General features: G+C 62.5%; 15 protein-coding genes and 1 pseudogene. 6 read left to right on the forward strand and 10 right to left on the reverse strand.

What is annotated here, in order from left to right; genetic code table 11:
- Window positions 1-79: 79 nt before the first annotated feature.
- The gene (locus V6607_RS21070) at window positions 80-1,141 is read left to right on the forward strand and encodes an FUSC family protein (protein ID WP_003211716.1); all 1,062 of its coding nucleotides are present in this window, start codon (window positions 80-82) and stop codon (window positions 1,139-1,141) included.
- Here V6607_RS21070 and V6607_RS21075 read toward each other — a convergent pair whose 3' ends face one another.
- Window positions 1,142-1,762, reverse strand: a complete 621-nt coding sequence (locus V6607_RS21075; RefSeq protein ID WP_256662365.1) for a LysR family transcriptional regulator substrate-binding protein — start codon at window positions 1,760-1,762, stop codon at window positions 1,142-1,144. It abuts the gene before it with no gap.
- A 376-nt stretch (window positions 1,763-2,138) separates the two neighbouring features.
- Entirely contained in the window at window positions 2,139-2,891 is a 753-nt protein-coding gene (locus V6607_RS21080; protein ID WP_003211721.1) for a TetR/AcrR family transcriptional regulator, read from the reverse strand.
- A gap of 363 nt (window positions 2,892-3,254) precedes the next feature.
- On the opposite strand from V6607_RS21080, the gene V6607_RS21085 reads away from it, so the two are divergent.
- The 4 genes from V6607_RS21085 to V6607_RS21100 are packed head-to-tail and all read left to right on the forward strand — an operon-like array spanning window position 3,255 to window position 7,887.
- Window positions 3,255-3,962, forward strand: coding sequence for an ABC transporter ATP-binding protein (locus V6607_RS21085; protein WP_023658970.1), 708 nt, complete (start codon window positions 3,255-3,257; stop codon window positions 3,960-3,962).
- Window positions 3,959-5,158: an ABC transporter permease gene (locus tag V6607_RS21090; protein WP_003211725.1), complete on the forward strand. Its 1,200-nt coding sequence runs from the start codon at window positions 3,959-3,961 to the stop codon at window positions 5,156-5,158. Before V6607_RS21085 ends, V6607_RS21090 begins: the two co-directional genes overlap by 4 nt.
- Window positions 5,151-6,632 carry a TolC family protein gene (locus tag V6607_RS21095; RefSeq protein ID WP_008432459.1) on the forward strand — a complete coding sequence of 494 codons (1,482 nt, stop codon included), beginning with the start codon at window positions 5,151-5,153 and terminating at the stop codon, window positions 6,630-6,632. Before V6607_RS21090 ends, V6607_RS21095 begins: the two co-directional genes overlap by 8 nt.
- Window positions 6,622-7,887 (forward strand): HlyD family efflux transporter periplasmic adaptor subunit, encoded by a 1,266-nt coding sequence (locus tag V6607_RS21100; RefSeq protein WP_338740374.1) that lies wholly within the window; start codon window positions 6,622-6,624, stop codon window positions 7,885-7,887. Before V6607_RS21095 ends, V6607_RS21100 begins: the two co-directional genes overlap by 11 nt.
- A gap of 103 nt (window positions 7,888-7,990) precedes the next feature.
- Here the strand turns inward: V6607_RS21100 and V6607_RS21105 are convergent, their stop codons facing one another.
- From V6607_RS21105 to V6607_RS21135, 7 genes and pseudogenes are all read right to left on the reverse strand, one after another.
- The gene (locus tag V6607_RS21105; RefSeq protein WP_134326980.1) at window positions 7,991-9,409 is read right to left on the reverse strand and encodes an FAD/NAD(P)-binding protein; all 1,419 of its coding nucleotides are present in this window, start codon (window positions 9,407-9,409) and stop codon (window positions 7,991-7,993) included.
- 92 nt (window positions 9,410-9,501) lie between these two features.
- Window positions 9,502-10,083, reverse strand: a pseudogene (locus tag V6607_RS21110) (hypothetical protein); the annotation flags it as partial.
- Between the two features lie 124 nt (window positions 10,084-10,207).
- The gene (locus V6607_RS21115) at window positions 10,208-11,623 is read right to left on the reverse strand and encodes an LLM class flavin-dependent oxidoreductase (RefSeq protein ID WP_003211735.1); all 1,416 of its coding nucleotides are present in this window, start codon (window positions 11,621-11,623) and stop codon (window positions 10,208-10,210) included.
- On the reverse strand, window positions 11,623-11,964 hold the full coding sequence (locus V6607_RS21120) for an acyl-CoA dehydrogenase (protein ID WP_134326981.1): 342 nt from the start codon (window positions 11,962-11,964) through the stop codon (window positions 11,623-11,625). Before V6607_RS21120 ends, V6607_RS21115 begins: the two co-directional genes overlap by 1 nt.
- Window positions 11,965-11,976: 12 nt before the next feature.
- A complete protein-coding gene (locus tag V6607_RS21125) occupies window positions 11,977-13,173 on the reverse strand; it encodes an SfnB family sulfur acquisition oxidoreductase (RefSeq protein ID WP_003211739.1) in 1,197 nt (398 codons plus the stop codon).
- Window positions 13,174-13,410: 237 nt separating this feature from the next.
- On the reverse strand, window positions 13,411-13,776 hold the full coding sequence (locus V6607_RS21130) for a hypothetical protein (protein ID WP_134326982.1): 366 nt from the start codon (window positions 13,774-13,776) through the stop codon (window positions 13,411-13,413).
- A 152-nt stretch (window positions 13,777-13,928) separates the two neighbouring features.
- The gene (locus tag V6607_RS21135) at window positions 13,929-14,492 is read right to left on the reverse strand and encodes an XRE family transcriptional regulator (RefSeq protein ID WP_003211741.1); all 564 of its coding nucleotides are present in this window, start codon (window positions 14,490-14,492) and stop codon (window positions 13,929-13,931) included.
- Window positions 14,493-14,584: 92 nt separating this feature from the next.
- Between V6607_RS21135 and V6607_RS21140 the strand changes: the two genes are divergently transcribed.
- The gene (locus V6607_RS21140; RefSeq protein WP_008432448.1) at window positions 14,585-15,505 is read left to right on the forward strand and encodes a DMT family transporter; all 921 of its coding nucleotides are present in this window, start codon (window positions 14,585-14,587) and stop codon (window positions 15,503-15,505) included.
- Between the two features lie 6 nt (window positions 15,506-15,511).
- Here the strand turns inward: V6607_RS21140 and V6607_RS21145 are convergent, their stop codons facing one another.
- On the reverse strand, window positions 15,512-17,089 hold the full coding sequence (locus V6607_RS21145; protein WP_134326983.1) for an ATP-binding cassette domain-containing protein: 1,578 nt from the start codon (window positions 17,087-17,089) through the stop codon (window positions 15,512-15,514).
- Between the last annotated feature and the right edge of the window lie 76 nt (window positions 17,090-17,165).

Consider the following 17,165-nt stretch of genomic DNA (forward strand, 5'->3'; position numbering starts at 1 on the left):
GACACGCCGCCTTCGCGAGCAAGCCCGCTCCCACATTGGAACTGAGTGAAGCCTGAACAACGAGGTTACCCTGATACCAATGAATCTCCCTCTCTTCGCCCGCCGCTTGCTGCGTCCGTTGCTGGACCCGTACCGGCGCTACCGTCACGCCAAGTTGATCCACGCGGTGCGGGTTTCCATTGGGTTGCTCGCAACGATCCTGCTCACCACCGGCATCAACCTGCCCCATGGTGAGTGGGCCTCGGTGACGATGCTGATCGTGATCGGCGGTTTGCAGCACCACGGCAATATCGGCAAGAAAGCCGTCGAGCGCGCCTACGGCACGTTGATCGGCGCCAGCGTCGGTTTGCTGCTGGTGCTGCAACAGGCGTATCTGGGGCAGCCACTTTTGACCTATTTGCTGATGTCGGTGGTGTGTGGGTTCTTTTCCTATCACGCCATCGGCAAGGGCGGATACATCGCGTTGCTGTCGGCCATCACCGTATTTATCGTTGCGGGCCATGGCGATAATCCGATATCGGACGGGTTGTGGCGCACGGTCGACATCCTGATCGGCATCGTCCTGGCCCTGGCGTTTTCCTTCGCCCTGCCGCTGTATGCGGTGTATTCCTGGCGCTACAACCTGGCCAGTGCCTTGCGCGATTGCGCGGCGATTTATAGCCGGATCATCAGCGGCCAATCGGTCACCGATGATGAACACCTCAAGCTGCTGAATCGCCTGAACGCCGCGATGCTGCAACTACGCTCGCTGATGCCATCGGTGTCCAAGGAAGTGCGGATTTCCATGACCGAGCTGGACACCCTGCAGCGGCATTTGCGGATGTGCATCAGCACCCTGGAGATCCTCGGCAACACCCGCCCCGACCCACGGGACAAGGAAGCCCTGGCGCGCATGCAGGTGGCGTTGAAAGCCGAGCACCGGCAGATTCGGGTGCAGTTGATCGGGATGGCGCGGGCGTTGCAATCCGGGGCCACCGACCGGCTGGAACGTCCGAGCACCACGCCGACCCACGAACAGACCTTTGAAGTGCCGGTGGTCAACGCGTTGGACGGTTACCGGTTATTGACCCTGCAACTGGCAGCCAATATTGACGCCATGCGCCAGCGCCTGGCCAAGAGCGCCAGCCACTGGAAAATCTGATCAGCCCCGGTGCAGCGCCTGTATCAACAGCTGCTGCAACGCCTGTAACCGGGGCTCGGGGCTGTCCTCGGCAAAGCGCAACACGTTCGCCACTTCGGGCAGCGGCATCCGCTGGTCGAAGGGGCGATACACTTCCACGCGCTTGTCGAGATGGTCACTGCTGAGCAGGCCGATGCCCAACCCGGCGGCGATGGCCGATACCACACCCTCCACCGACCCACATTCCACCACCACCTGCCAGCGAATGCCCAAGGCGCTCAGGCGTTCCTGGGCCAGTTGCCGGTAAAAACAGCCGGGGCCGAAGGTGATCAGCCGCACGCATTCGTCAGGCGCTGGCTGCCAGCCGGGCCGGACGCACCAGTGCACCTGTTCGGTCCACAGCAATTGGTCCCGCGCTTCGATACGCGGGATGAAATCCTGGTGCAGCGCCAGGTCCAGCTCACGGTCCACCAGGGCCTGGCGAAGCACGTGGCTCTGCTCCACCACAATTCGCACATCCAGCTGGCGGTGTTGCCGGGAAAACTGGCCGAGCAAGTTCGACAACTCGGCCATCGGCACCTGTTCGGTGGCGCCCAGGCGGATGGAACCTTGTAACTGCACCGGATTGAAATGCGTCAGCACCGCGTCGTGGGCGCCTGCGCAACGACATCCGTGGGGCCGTGCTGCAGGTGGTGCAAAACGCCGGGCACTTTCTGATGGAGGATGCGCCGGAACGGGTGAGTGAGTACCTTGTAGACTTTATCGGCCAGGTTCACAGTAAACGCTGACTGCCATTTGTCGGGATTACACAAGCCAATAGATTTCACACTTTCTCTTACATATTTTTCACGTTTTATTCACATCCAGAGACGTAGGGTAAAGCCTCATCCGTTACAAACGTTGTAGTTAAAAACCCGCCGCCCCAGCGGGTTTTTTTTGCCCGGGATTTGAGTGGCCACACGGTTTCTGGAGAGAGGAGTCGAAGCAAACCGGCTCATTGCGAGCCGGTCTTGATGGGTCAACGAGCCACCTTGTTGACAGGCGACGCCGCTTGCTCACGTATCGCGCGCTGGGTATCGAGCACCCGCGCCAGGGCCGTTTCGGCTTCAGGACTTTGCTGCGGCACACGAATCGCCGCCGACACCAGGGTAATCAGCTTGGCCATGACCTCGGCATCCGTGGCCGGGCGTCCCAGGCTCATGGAGTTCATCAGCAAACGCAGCTCGGTACCGGCCATCACCCCGGAGATCGCCTTGAGGGCAAATTGCAGGCGCACCCCCAGCTCGTTGCGCGGCAAGTCCGGAAGCGCCAGGGCGAAGGCTTCGAAGAAGCGCTGGAACACCGGCTGGTAATGCACCTTGAGGTATTCCTGGATAAACGGCGACGTGTCGCTGTACACCCGCCCCAGGAACCGGATGAATGAACGCCCTTCCCCGCTGGCCGGGTCGCTGCGTTCCAGGCCCATGGCCGGGGCGAACAGCACCCCGAGCAAGGTGTCGCAATCCAGCGGGCCGTCGGATTCGGCTTCGCACCGGGCGAGCAACTCCAGGCGCTGCTCGTTGAGCGGCTCCAGGCGCTGCATCAGCAGGGTTTTCATCAGGGAGTCCTTGTCCCCGAAGTGGTAATTCACCGCAGCGAGATTGACCTGGGCCCTCTCGGTTATCTGCCGCAACAAAACAGCGTCATAGCCGTATTTGATGAAAAGAGCCTCTGTCGCATCCAGCAATCGGGTCTTGGTAACGTTTGGAGCGCTGAGTTTCTTCGCGACCATAGGGATTGGGGTTCCACTGCGGAAATATTGTTTTAAAAATTAATTTGATTTTTTATACCGGGGCCGCTGCCTGAAAGCAAGTAGTGACACAGCGCCATACTATTCAAAGCCAACAGCAACGGGCTCATTGAGGGTAGCTGATGGATTTTTGCAGCGCCGGAAACGTCCCTTTGAAGAATCGTTTCAAAGGGTAAAACCGCTCTATATCCATGGCTGGCGGAACGGCTGGATCGCGGTTAGTATTCAAACAATATTTTAAAAACAAGAAATAAAACCAGTCCGTGACGTGTACCAGGCAGCTCCTGAACTTGTTACAAGGATTTTCGGGGGAAGCACGGCGCTGTCGAGGCTGCAGGCGTAGTCATGATGACAGATACCCCCGCGCACCCAGGCTTTATCTCCTTGCAAGGCATTGGCAAAAGCTATCAGCTGGCCGGTCAACACCTGTCGATTCTCAATGATGTATGCCTGGCCATCGAAACCGGTGACAGCTGCGGCATCCTCGGCGCCTCCGGCTCCGGCAAAAGTACCCTGCTCAATATTCTCGGCCTGCTGGATTTGCCCGACTGCGGCCAGTACCGCTTTGCCGGCCATGACATCTTCAGCGCCAGCCCCGATCAATTGGCGGCGATCCGCAATCAGCAGATCGGTTTCGTCTTCCAGAGTTTCAACCTGCTGCCACGCCTCAGTGCCCTGGACAACGTCGCCCTGCCCCTGAGCTACCGCGGCGTGTCACGCCACGACTCGGTGGAACAGGCCCTGCGCATGCTCGACCAGGTGGGCCTGGCCGAGCGCGCCCACCATCGCCCGGCCGACCTTTCCGGCGGCCAGCGCCAACGGGTCGCCATCGCCCGGGCATTGGTCGGCAACCCGTCGGTGATCCTCGCCGACGAACCCACCGGCAACCTCGACAGCACCACCGCCCAGGAGATCATGGACCTGTTGCTGGCGCTCAACCGCGAGCAGCAGGTGACGCTGATCATCGTCACCCACGACCCGCACATTGCCGAACGCCTGAATCGCAAGATCCTGGTGCGCAATGGTGTGGTGCAAGAGGCCGGGCGCCTATGAGCCTGCGGGTCGAACAAAGCCTGAGCCAATTGCTGCACGAGGCGTTTGTCAGCCTGCGCACCCTGGGCAAGCGCTCGATCCTGGCCTTGCTGGGCATCGTCATCGGCAGTTCCTCGGTGGTGGCGCTGATCAATATCGGGCACAACGCCGCCGAAGACGCGGCGATGATTTTCAAGGACATGGGCACCGACACCCTGGTGGCGCAATTCCCGCCCAGGGGTGCCAGCACTGCGCAAATGCCCGCCAGCCTGGACCTGGAAGCCGTGCGCCGCAGCGTTCCCGGCATTGCCCATATCGGTGCGGTCTCGCTGTTCAGCGGGCCAGTGGTGTTCCATGGCCGTACCTGGAACGCAAGCCTCGTCGGCAGTACGCCGGACCTCAAGGATGCCATGCGCCTGTCGGTGCGCGACGGGCGCTTCCTGTCGAGTTTCGATGCTGGGGAAACCTATGCGGTCGTCGGTGACCAGGTCGTCCAGGCCTTGAGCGTGCCCGGCGACCCGCTGCAACTGGGCGACCGGGTACGTATCAACGATTACCTGTTCCTGATCGTGGGCATTCTGCACAGCCAGCCCCGGGCAATGCTGATTCCCGTACAGGCCAACGAATCGCTGTTCGTCCCCGCCCCGGGCATGCGCCGGATCTACGCCAGCCCGCAAATCGGCAACGTGATCATCCGTGCCACCCCCGGCCAGGATATGGAACGCCTCGCCCAGGACTCAGCCGTGGCACTGCGAGCCCAGCTCACCGACCACGATGTCGACATTCAGGTGCCCCAGCAAATGATCGATGGCATGACCCGCCAAAGTCGGACCTTCGCCTACCTGCTGTTGGCCCTGGGCGCGATCTCCCTGGTGGGCGGCGGCGTCGGCGTGATGAACGTGATGCTGATGAACGTCTCGGAGCGGCGCCGGGAAATCGGGATTCGCATGGCCCTCGGGGCGCGCCAGCGCGACATTCGCAACCTGTTCCTGCTGGAAGCCGTGACCCTGACCGCCGTGGGTGCGGTATGCGGCGCGGTACTGGGCATGACCGCCGCGTACCTGTATGCCAGGCTGTCCGGCTGGCAGTTTTCCCTGGCGGTGGCCGCGCTGCCGCTCGGGGTCGGCAGCACGTTGCTGGTAGGGCTGTTTTTCGGGATCTATCCGGCGGTGTCGGCCTCGCGGCTGCAGCCGGTGGAGGCCCTGCGCGATGAATAAACGCCTGCTGTTGTTGACCGCCTTGGTAAGCCTGCACAGCGTGGCCGCCGACGTGGTGATTCGCCCCTCCGCGCCCAGCACCACCCGCAGTGGCTATGAACGCAGCGTGTCGCTGAATGCCCAGTCCACCACCCTGACCCTGGGGGATGCGGTGTACCTGGGCCTGCGCAACAACCCGGCGATTCGCAGCGCGTACCTGCAACGGGTGGCGCAGAAATTCGACCTGCGGGTGGCTGAAGACACGTTCAACCCCAAGCTGACCCTGAACAGCTACTACCGCACGACTAAAGGCACTGAAGACAGCTCCCGCAACGCTAACCTCGCGCCTAATGCCACCTTGCTCGGTGAGTACGGCACGCGCCTGAGCATGAACTGGACCCAACAACTGAACAACGCCGATCGCGCCGGACGCTACCGCAGCGACGGCCTCGACCTGTCGCTGATCCAACCGCTGATGCGCGGTGCCGGCTGGGACGCCACCACCGCCCCGCTGCGCCTGTCACGCCTGTCGGAACAGGCCAACCGCCTGAACCTCAAGGCCAACGTGGCGCAGACCATCAGCAACATCATCGCCACCTACCGCGAGTTGCTGCGGGCCCAGGAACAACTGAGCATCGTGCAGGACGCCCTCAAGCGCTCCGGCACTTTGCTTGAAGTGAACAAGGCACTGATCAGTGCCGGGCGCATGGCCGAGTTCGAGATTGTGCAGACCGAAGCCGATATCGCCACCCAGCAACTGGGGGTGGAAGAAGCCCAGAACCAACTGGACACCAGCCGCCTGGCCCTGCTGCGTCTGCTGGCCCTCGACCTGTCGACACCGATCCGCGCCACCGAGGCCCTTGAAGCCAGGCCCATGGACATCGATAAACGCCAGGCTTTCGTGCTGGCGCAGAACCAGCAGCCGGAATACCTCGCCACCCTGCTCGGCAGCCAGCAGGCCGACCTCAACCTGGTGATCGCCAAGGACTCCGGCCGCTGGCAAGTGGACCTGGTGGCCGGTGCCAACCAGATTCGGGCCGCCACCAATGACGATAACGGCTACAACAGCAACCGGCGCTGGGACAGCTACGCGGGCGTGCAGGTGCAGATTCCCATCGGCGACATCAGCACTCGCCAGGCCGAGGTGCACGCGCGGGTCGATGTGGAAAACCAGGAGATCATCATCGCCGACGCCCGCCAGCAACTGGAGCGCGACGTCAACGATGTGGTGCGCGACCTGGGCACTCGCTGGCGCCAGTATGAAATTTCCCAGCGGGCGGTAGAGTTGTCCAAGCGCAAGATCGAAATCGAACGGGAAAAACTCAGCGCCGGGCGCTCCACGAACTTCCAGGTATTGAGTTTCGAAACCGACCTGCGCAACGCCGAGAACTCGCGGCTCAATGCGCTGATTGCCTATTTGAACGCCCAGACTCAGCTCGACTTGACCTTGGGCATGACGCTGGAAAGTTGGGAAATCGCCCTCAATGACTACTAATAAGAAGCGCCTGTTGGGCGTCGTGTTGATTGTGCTGGTGGCCGGCGTCGGCGTCTCGCTGCTCAGCCGTCAAAGCCCGGCCGCCAACCAGCCCGGCAACGCCGAGCAGTGGCTGGCGGTGAAGGTCGACCCGCTGGTGCATCAGATCGGCCTGGTGGGCAAGATCGAGCCTGACACCACCATCACCCTCACCGCGCCGTTCGACGGTAATGTGCAGGCCAACCTGGTGGAACAGGGCCAGCGGGTCGAGGCCGGGCAGGTGCTGCTACGCATGGACCCGGCCACCCTCGAAGTGCAACTGCGCGACGCCCTCTCCGCCCAGCTCAAGGCCCGGCGCACGGTGCAGGAAATGCAGGACTGGGACAGCGGCCAGCAAGTCGGGCGCGCCCGCCGCACCCTGCGCACTGCCGAAATGACCGCCAGCAACACCCAGCGCAAACTCACCGAAAGCGAAAACCTGTTCAAGCGCGGCATCATCCCGCGCAACGAACTCGACGACCTGAAACAGCAGGCCACCCAGCAACAACTCGACCTGACGGCCGCCCGCGCTGAGCTGCAACAGACCGTTGAACAAGGCAAGGGCGAATACCGGCAGATCGCCGATATGGAGCTGACCAACGCCACGGTGAAATATGAAGCCCTGCGCACCCTGCTCGATGGCAAGGAGGTCAAGGCACCGTTCTCCGGCATTGTGGTGCCGGCGCCGGGCAGTAACTCATCGACCCAGGGCGGCGGGAGCAATAGCGCGCCGGTGCAGGCCGGGAGCAAGGTCAGCCAGGGCCAGGTGCTGTTTGGACTGGCGAATATCGAGAAACTGAAAATCGTCGCCAAGGTGTCGGAGCTGGACATCAACCAGTTGCACCAAGGGCAGGCGGTGGAGGTGATGGGCGACGGGTTTGATGGGGAACGGCTGACGGGATCGGTCAGCGTGGTCAGTGGCTTGGCGATTGCCAGCGACAGCCAGGGCAGCGCGCAGTTTCCGGTGACCCTGTCGATTCCCAAGCTGACCCCACAACAGTTGCAACGGGTAAGGTTGGGGATGAGTGCGCGGTTGACCATTGTGACCTACAACAATGACCAGGCGATTGTCGTACCGGCCCAGGCGATCAGTCGCGGGAATGGGGTGATGACGGTGGAATATCGGGCAGCGATGGATAAACCGGTGGAGCGGGTGACGGTGACCACCGGGCAGTCGACGGCCCAGGGGGTTGAAGTGTTTGGGTTGAAGCCCGGGTTTGTGAAGGTCGGTCCATGAACCCGACCTGTAGGAGCTGGCTTGCCTGCGATAGCAATCTCTCAGTTGATAAAGATGCAGCGGACCCACCGCTATCGCAGGCAAGCCAGCTCCCACATTAGATTCATAGGTGTGCCAACCTCGCGGCCAGCGCCTTGGCCTGAATTGCGACATCCGTCACTGCGGTACTTTCCCACCACATCCCGCGCAACGGCGGGCCCATGGCAAACAGCCGCCGGCTGACATTCCCGTGGGCATCCAGCACCGCCCCCGACACATCCGCCGCAATCCCCAACGCCAACGGCCCGGGCTGAATCAGCCCGCGCTTGAGCAACTGCCTGGGCAACGGCCGGGCCACGCGCCGCCAGTCATATTCAATCCCGCTGGAGTTGATCAGCGCTGCCCCCGACACCTGCACCACATCCTGCTCTCCACGATGACGCAGGCGGATCGTCACCTCACCTTGCGAAGGCACCAGCCCCTTGTACGAAGCCGCCCGGATCCGCAGCCGCCCTTCCCCATGCAACCGCGCCACCAACTCGGCACTCAACGGCGGCGAACGGTGGTGGTGGCTTTCCCACCAGGGCCGCACATGCCGCACGAACTGACGTTTCTCGCCCTCGCTGGCCTGGCTCCACAACCGCCCGATGTTGGCACGCACGGTGTCCAGCGGCGCTTGCCAGTCAATCCCCTGCTCCAGCGCGAGCCGGCATTGGCGCCGCACCTCCCGCAGCAATTGCCGGGGGCTGCGCAGGCTGTGGTCTTCTCCCAGGAAGTCGACCCAGGCCGGCGGCTGCCGACGGACATGGGGCAACAGGCCGTGGCGCGAAAAAATCTCGATGGGCCCGCGATGGCCGGCCTGTTCCAGGGACACCACGGCGTCCACCATGGTCAGCCCGGAACCGATGATCAGCACGGTGGATTGCGGGTCCAGTTGGGTCATGGCCGATACATCCCACGGGTCGACGGCAGCGGCATTCAAGCCGCTGGATTCGGTCTGTGGCGTGCGTGCCGCCGGGAACATGCCGGTGGCCAATACCGCACAGGCACCGCGCAGTTGCTGGCCGTCGCTCAAGGTCAGCCGTGTGGCGTGTTCATCCACCTCAAGGTCTGTCACCTCGGCGCGAATGTGCTCGACGGTCGACGCGGAAATCGCCTTGGCCTCGGCCAGCCGCTGCTGCGCGTACAGGCCAAAAATCCCGCGGGGCGAAAACAGTTCGCTGATGGGCACGTGCTGCTGGTCCGACTCGGGCCAGCCGCCGCCGGCGATGTAGGCGGTCAGCCACTGGGTCAGGTCATCGGCGTTGTCCGGGTCGACGCTCATGCGCGCGGCGTTGCCGTTCAAGGTGTGCCCAAGCTCTACCGCACTGTAGGCCTCGCCGCGCCCCAGTTCCTGGCGCGGCTCGATCACCAGGATCTGCCGCGTGCCCGGCAGGCGCAGCAACTGCACCGCCAGCATCGTCCCGCTCAGGCCGCCGCCGACAATCAGCACATCGGCGTTGCGAATGGCGCTCGTCGCCTGTCCGCGTTCGGTTTCACTCATGAAATTGCGCCCTTACTGTCTGCCTGAATGGTTGTGGTAAAAATCGCCCCGTGCAGTATCCAGCACATCGACCCGGGACGCCTAGTTCAGCCCGACTGCGGGAAGCCCAGGCTCTGGCCGCTAATCAGCCATTGCTCCAGCACCGTCGCCAGGCCGCCTTGCCAATGGGTGCTTTCCCCGCTCCACAATTCGGTCTTGCCCGAAGGCTGCCACCAGCGACAGAGCCGTTGTGAGGTGTCCACAGGGTCGATCCGTCGCACCATCGCCAACGTCTGGAACCCAGGGACATACGCGTGGGTAGGCCGGATGCGCCACACTTGTTGCTGCAGGGCAGCGGGCTCGAGGTCATCCGCCAGGGTCAGGATCTGGCCACCGATCACCTGGGCGGCCAGGGCCAGCAGCAATAGGCCGGGTTCGAAGGCACCGCTGAGGGCCAGCCGCGACTGCTCGGTAAAGCCCTGCTGACGCAAGCCATCAGCCAGGCGCTCGACATCCCGCAACGCATCGATCCAGCGCCAGGCATACCACTGGCCGTCACGCTTGTGGCGCAGGGCGCTGTGCAACGGGGTCACTTGTGCCCAATGGCGCAACTGCGCCAACGCCTCGGGCAACACCGTAACCCGTTCGGCGGGCCATTCCACATCCAGCGCCAGTTCAAGTTCATGCACGCTCATAGGGTGATGCTCCTATTGGTGAAACAAGCATGCGGTGGTCCGCTGGCCGGATTTATGTGGGCGGCGGTGGGACGGCTCGACTCGCTCGCGAAAACGGTGCGTCAGGCAACATCAATGCTGAATGTCAGTCCGCATTCGCGAGCAAGCCCGCTCCCACATTTGTTTTATGTACACCCGACAAATCACGATAGCTGGCCCCCGGATGGTTGTCCGCCAACCGCGCGCCGTCCCCAAACAATTTCTCCCGCAGGGTGCCCTGGGCATATTCGGTCTTGTACACGCCGCGCTTCTGCAACTCCGGCACCAGCAACTCGACCGCGTCGATAAAGGTCTCGTGGGTCAGTGCATAGGCCAGGTTGAAGCCGTCCACATCGGTCTCTTCAACCCATTCCTGCAACAGATCGGCCACGGTTTCCGGGCCGCCGACGAACAGCGGGCCGAAGCCGCCGATGCCGACCCAGTCTGCCAGTTCATTCGGGGTCCAGACCTTGTTCGGGTCGGCAGTGGAGAAGGCTTCCACCGCCGATTGAATGGCGTTGGTATGCACATGCTTGAGGGGTTCATCGGGCTTGAACTGGCTGAAGTCGATGCCGGTCCAGCCGGAGATCAGGGCCATCGCGCCTTCGTAGCTGACATAGGATTTGTATTCGTCAAACTTGGCCTTGGCCTTGGCATCGGTCTCGCCAACGATCACCGTCTGCAAGTTGAAGATCAGGATTTTCTTCGGGTCACGCCCCGCCTCGGCCGCACGGCGGCGGATATCGGCAACGGTTTTCTTCAGCAGCACTTTCGACGGTGCGGCAACGAACACGCATTCGGCCTGTTCGGCGGCGAACTGTTTGCCACGGCTCGACGCCCCGGCCTGGTACAGCACCGGCGTGCGTTGTGGCGACGGTTCGCACAGGTGAATGCCGGGCACCTGGAAGTGTTTGCCGACGTGGCGGATCTCGTGGATCTTGCTCGGGTCGCTGAAGATCCGCCGTTCGCGGTCGCGTAACACCGCGCCCTCTTCCCAGCTGCCTTCCCAGAGCTTGTAGCAAACCTCCAGGTATTCCTCGGCGTAGTCGTAGCGCGCATCGTGTTCGGTCTGGGCTTTCTGGCCGAGGTTCTTCGCGCCGCTTTCCAGGTACGAGGTGACGATGTTCCAGCCGACGCGGCCCTTGGTCAGGTGGTCGAGGGTGGAAAGGCGCCGGGCGAACGGGTACGGGTGTTCGAAGGACAGTGAAGCGGTGAGGCCAAAACCCAGGTGTTCGGTGACCAGCGCCATGGGTGCGATCAGCGACAGCGGGTCGTTGACCGGCACCTGGGTCGCCTGGCGAATCGCTGCGTCACCGTTGCCGTTATAGACGTCGTAGATGCCCAGCACGTCGGCGATGAACAGGCCGTCGAACTTGCCGCGCTCGAGAATTTTTGCCAGGTCGGTCCAGTATTCCAGGTCCTTGTACTGCCATGAGCGGTCACGCGGGTGGGCCCACAGGCCGGGCGACTGGTGGCCGACACAGTTCATGTCGAAGGCATTCAAACGGATTTCACGAGGCATTAAACGTTACTCCGGGGGGCGACACCGTTGAGGTGGTAGTTGCCGACAATCTGGTATTTCCAGCGCAGGGGATCATCAAGGGTCGGCGGCAGCGCAGTACGCTGGCCGGTGAGTTCGAATTCGGCGTTGCTGGCAGCGATGAGGGCCTCGGCAGCCGCTATCTGGGCTTCTGTGAGGGCCACCGGGCCTGGGTGGGTTTCGGCACGCTCAAACAAAGCAGCCGCTACCTCCACGCGAATCTGCAAATCGCCAAAGCGGCTGATCACGTAGGGGTCATCACTTTTCTCGACAAAGCGCCGGGTGCTTTCCAGCAGTTGGCGCGCCTGATTCAGTGCGGTCATGGATGCAGCTCCTCAGTTCCAGGCATGGCGTGCGGGCTTGACGCCGTTGAGCACGAAGTTGCCGATCAGGTGGTATTTCCAGCGGGCCGGGTCGTGCAGGGTGTGGGTACGTGCGTTGCGCCAGAAGCGGTCGAGGTTGTGCTTGCCGGACACCGAGCGGGTGCCGGCCAGTTCGAAGAGTTTGCTGCTGGCGAGCAAGGCGGTTTCCGCCGACAGCACTTTGGCCTGGGCGACGACCAACGAGGCATTGGCCACGGTGTCTTCGTTGGGGTTGGCCAGGGCCTGGTCGACGGCAATGCCGGCCTTGGCGAGGATCGCTTCGGTGCCGTGGACCCGCCATTCCAGGTCGCCGATGGCGGCGATGGTGAACGGGTCTTGCCAGCCGTGATCCTGCTGGCTGTCGATCCAGGGCCGGGCCTGGCGTGCATGAATCTTGGCTTGTTCCAGGGCCCCGAGGGCGATGCCGGTGTCGACGGCCGCCTGGATGATCTGCGAAATCGGGCCGTTGGCGGTGGGTTGGTCGAAGGCCTGGTGGGCGGGGATCACCGCACTCAGCGGCACCTTCACACCGTCGAGGGTCACGCCGCCGCTGGCGGTGGTGCGCTGGCCGAAGCCGTCCCAGCTGTCGATCACTTGCAGGCCCGGCGCGTCCCGTTCGACAAAGGCGATGAACGCCTGGTCTTTTTCGTTGACGCCCACCGTCGGCACGATATGGGCGAACAGTGCGCCGGTGCAGTAGAACTTCTCGCCGTTGATGTACGCACTGTCGCCGTCAAAGCGCACTTGTGTGTCAAACGTGCCGGCGTTCTTGCTCTTGGCTTCGGAGAAGGCATTGCCGAACCGATAGCCCAGCAGGACCTTGGCGAAGTAGTGCTGCTTTTGCTCCTCGCTGGCGGTTTGCAGGAGGATGTCGACGACGCCCAGGTGGTTCTGCGGAATCTGCCCCAGGGACGGGTCGGCGGCGGAGATCAGCTTGATCACCTCGGCCACCGTCACATAGGACACTCCCGCGCCGCCGTAGGCCTTGGGAATGGTGATGCCCCACAGGCCACTGGCAGAGAATTCGTCCAGCTCGGCCACCGGCAGGCGTCGCTCGCGGTCGCGCACGCCGGCGTCCACGGCAAAACGCTTGGCCAACTCGGTGGCAACCGCAATGGCCTCGGCGTCCGAACGGATGATGTGGGCAGGTTGTAGGGGTTGGGCTGACATGGGCCGACTCCAGGCTCCAGAGAGATACTGGAGTGATTGCAGGAGTCGTGCCCGAATGCAATGTGCAATGAAATCAGCGGGTTGCCGGTATATCAGGGAAGTCGTTGGCGGTTCAAAACAGCAAAGTGTCCAACCACTGTTGCACTGCCAACAGTTGATCATCCGGGAGCAAGGCCCCGTGGTGGCTTTCAATACCGGCGACACTGACTTCGGTATTGAAAGCCAACTCACTACCACTCAGGCATCGGCAGGACGGTCGTCCACGATATAAAAACTATGGTCAGAAAGGCGCTCGTCATGTCCATCTTGACGCACGCCATATTTTGCCTCCACCACCTCACGGCGGAAGACAATACCGTTCACAACATCTTTGTATTGGTGCTCCAGCGACTTTACCTCGATGTGACCAAACAGCAAGCCGTTCCCCCTGACCGTCCACCTGATTGTTTGCCCGATAGCCAGTCCCGGATACGCGGGAATAATGATCGAGGCTTGCCCACCCTGCATCTCGGGATAATTCACATGGTTCCCGTGAGAGGGATTAATGCGTGGACGGGGAAGCAAGTCACTACTCTTGATGTGCTTTGAGTCTTGCGCTGTCATCAGTGTGCTCTCCATTTAGTGAAGCCAACTGCCCCTTCCGCCCGCGCTCCGGTTGAGCCAGTTCTCTGAGCAGTAACTCCCACACTAGATTCAACCCAACGCTGATGTAAGCTGTGAAATCTGACAGTTGACAACACTCAAAGCCAAGAGTCTTAAATCACCACGTTGCGCACAAACCGCACCGCCACGTCGCCGTCATTGCGATAGGCGTGAAGGTAGCGGCTGGCGAACATCAGGAACTCACCGGTGGCGACGTTTTTTTCCTCATCCCCCAGCACCAGCGTCAGGGTGCCTTCGAACACAAACAACTGCACGCTCCAACCCTCGGGGTCCGGTTCAGGCATGTAGCGATCGCCGGGCTCCAGGCGCATCTCCCATAGTTCCACCTCGCGACGCGCGGTGGCCTTGGCCAGCAGCACGGCTTTGCTGCCGGGGATGTCACCGGCCCAGGCCAGTTCGTTGATACGGCTGTGATCAGCGGCATCCGGGGCCTGGATCAAGTCGCTGAAGGCCACGTCCAGGGCTTCGGCCACCCGGTCGAGGGTCGACAGGCTGACGTTTTTCTCCCCCGCCTCGATTGCCACCAGCATGCGCCGGCTGACGCCGGATTTTTCGGACAGCGCCGTCTGGCTCAACTCAGCCGCATGGCGCAGGCGCCGAACGTTCTGGCTGACGTGTTGCAGGACCGAGGCCCGTTGCGGATTTTCTTTGTGCACTATATTGCTCACAGGGTGGGGTTGCGCAGTATACTGCCCAGCTTGCGGCGCATTGTGCGGTCCGCGCCCTTCCTGTGCAAGACCGAGCCGCCATGACCACCTCCCCATTGTTTTCCCGTTTCAGCAAAGCCGAATGTGTATTGGTGGTGATCACCATGTTTTGGGGCGGCACCTTTTTGCTGGTGCAGCACGCCATGGCGGTCAGCGGCCCGATGTTTTTTGTCGGCCTGCGTTTTGCTGCAGCGGCGCTCATCGTCGGGGCGTTCTCATTCCGCAGCCTGCGGAACCTGACGCTGTTTGAATTGAAGGCTGGCTGCTTTATCGGTGTGGCGATCATGTTCGGCTACGGTTTGCAGACCATTGGCTTGCAGACGATCCTGAGCAGCCAGTCGGCATTTATTACTGCGCTGTATGTGCCATTCGTGCCGCTGCTGCAATGGCTGGTACTGGGACGGCGGCCGGGGTTGATGCCGAGCATCGGCATCATGCTCGCGTTTACCGGGCTGATGCTGCTGACCGGCCCGGCCGGGGCATCATTGAATTTCAGCCCCGGTGAAATCGCCACGTTGATCGGTGCGGTAGCGATTGCCGCCGAGATCATCCTGATCAGCGCCTTTGCCGGGCAGGTGGATGTACGCCGGGTAACGGTGGTGCAACTGGCCACGGCGTCGGTGCTGTCGTTCCTGATGGTGGTGCCGATGGGCGAGGCGCTGCCGGGGTTTTCCTGGTTGCTGCTGTTCAGCGCGGTGGGCCTGGGGCTGACCAGCGCGGTGATTCAGGTGGCGATGAACTGGGCGCAGAAAAGCGTCTCGCCGACTCGCGCCACGCTGATTTATGCCGGGGAGCCGGTGTGGGCCGGCGTAGTCGGGCGGATTGCCGGGGAGCGCTTCCCGCCGATTGCCATGGTGGGCGCGGCGTTGATCGTGGCGGCGGTGATTGTCAGTGAGATGAAAACCCGCCGGCAGCGGCTCGCCGAGCCCCAGGCCGAACTGGAACATGAAAACCAGGGTTAAGCGGCCTCAGAGGCGCAACTCACCGTCCAGGTTAATGGCCTGCAGGAACGCCTCGTCATGGGACACCACAATCAGCGCGCCCTGGTACTGATTGAGCATTTGCTCCAGGGCAATCCGGCTGGGCAAGTCCAGATGGTTGTCGGGTTCGTCCAGCAACAACAATTGCGGCGGATGCTCGGCGTAGAGCTGTGCGGCCAAGGCAATTTTCAGACGCTCGCCGCCGCTCAGTTGGCGCGTATCGAGGACCGCCCGGTCGGCATCGATGCCCATTTGCGCCAGCCGGGTACGCGCTTCGCTTTCCGCCAGTAGCGGATTACTTTCGTAAAGCCATTGCACCGCCGTGCGCTCGGGGTGCTCCAGCCCGGCGTGTTGGTCCAGCCAGCCGATATGGCAACTGCGCGCCAACTCACCGGCAGCCACCGGCAACTGGCCGGCAATCACCCGCAGCAGGGTCGACTTGCCACTGCCATTGGCTCCCAGGATCGACATGCGCATCGGGCCGGTCAGGGTGAGATTGATCGGTGCGCGGTTGCCAAACGGCAACACCACCTCGTTGAGTTGCAACACCAGCTTGCCCTGGGGCACCACGCTTTCCGGCCACAGCATCATGCGCTGGATCTCGGGCGCACACCGCGCACGCGCCTCGGCGATCCGCTGCTGTTGCTGCTCACGCGCCAGCTGCTGGTTGAGGCGCAACTTGCCCTGGCTGTTTTCACTGCGCTCTTTCTGGGCGTTGGTGATCAGTTTGGTCTGGTTGCCATCCCGGGCCTGGCGGTCGCCCCGGGCATTGCGGCGCTGCTGACGCTCCATCTGGATGACCGCTTCACGCTGCTCACGTTTGGCGTGCGCGCGCTCCCCCTGCAACGCCGACTGGAACGCCTGCTGCTCCTGCTCCCGTGTCGCCGCATAGTGGCTGTAATTACCGCCGTACACCGCCAAGCCCTTGGGCGACAGTTCGACAATCTCGTCCATGTGCTCCAGCAACCCGCGATCATGGCTGATCAGCACCAGGCCGCCGGGCCAGCGATCAATCTGCTGGGCAAGCTTGTGCTGCTGATCGATGTCCAGGTGGTTGCTGGGCTCATCGAGGATCAACCAGTCTGCCCTCGACAACCAGGCGCCCAGCAAAGCGACGCGCTGGCGTTCGCCGCCACTGAGGGCCGCGGTTGGCGAGTCGGCAGTCAAGTGCCCCAGGCCGATTTGCTCCAGGGCCGCCGCCAGTCGAGGCGCGCAATCCCATTGATCAACGGCCAGTGCATGGTCGTGTTCGTCCACGCTGCCCTCGGCGATGCGCGCCAACGCCGCCAGCACTTGGTCGACACCCGCCAACGCCGCCACGCTGGGATAGTGTTCGGGCTCCAGCAGTTGCGTCACCGCGTACACACTGCCCTCACGGCGCACATGCCCGCGGGTGGGCTGCAGGGTGCCCGCGAGCATTGCGCCCAACAAGGACTTGCCAGTCCCGTTGGCCCCCACGAGGCCGGTCGCCCGGGCGCTGAAGGCATGGTTCAGGTTGTCGAACAGGCTGCGTCCATCCGGCAGGCTGCAGGCGACATGGTCAAGGTGGAGCAATCGCTGGGTCATCACACGTCCTTATGCAACAGGCTGAAAAAAACCTCTGAACAGCATACCTGCCCTGGATACGGGCATTGAAACAATG

Origin of the sequence: Pseudomonas sp. KK18 (genome assembly GCF_037094675.1) — a bacterium.
GTDB lineage: Bacteria > Pseudomonadota > Gammaproteobacteria > Pseudomonadales > Pseudomonadaceae > Aquipseudomonas.